General features: G+C 70.1%; 1 protein-coding gene. It reads left to right on the top strand.

The genetic code is table 11. The features are described from left to right. Window positions 1-519: hypothetical protein (locus ACXJ3V_RS20765; protein WP_457102247.1), on the top strand; the 519-nt coding region annotated here is incomplete at both ends.

Below are 519 nucleotides of genomic sequence, written 5' to 3'. Positions count from 1 at the left end.
GGCCTGGGCCAGGTGTTCGAGCGCCTCGAAGCCGCCATCGCCGACTGGCTAGTCGACACGCCCTTCATCGAATGGATGCCGGTGCGCCAGTTCGAACTGGAGCCCCTCGTGCCAGGCGTCGAGCTGCTGTGCGTCATGCTGGGCGCGCTGGTGCCTTGCCTGCTCGGCTTCCTGATCACCCGCTCGGTGGCCCGGCGAGCGATCCTGCTGCCGTCGATCCTGCTGGCGGGGGTGGCGGCCTCCGCGATGTCGGCGGCCCTGAGCTACGGCCCGCCGCACGCCTGGGCTTGGCTGAGCCTGCCGGTGCAGGTCGGGATCGCGGCCGCGCTGTTCATCGGCGTGCTCTTGCTGGGCGCTCCCCGGCGCTTTTGCGCAGCCCTGCTGTTGATCGCCCTGGTGGTGCACCTGAGCCTGCTGAACCAGGCGCCCGAGAGTGCGTACTTCGCCCAGACGCTGGCGACCTGGGAGCAGGGGCGCTTCATCCGTTTCCACGGCCTGGCGCAATGGCTGGGCTGGATC

The organism is Microbacterium sp. P5_E9, assembly GCF_054049175.1.
The sequence above is the reverse complement of the archived record's forward strand: the minus strand, read 5'-3'. Positions and strand labels throughout refer to the sequence as shown.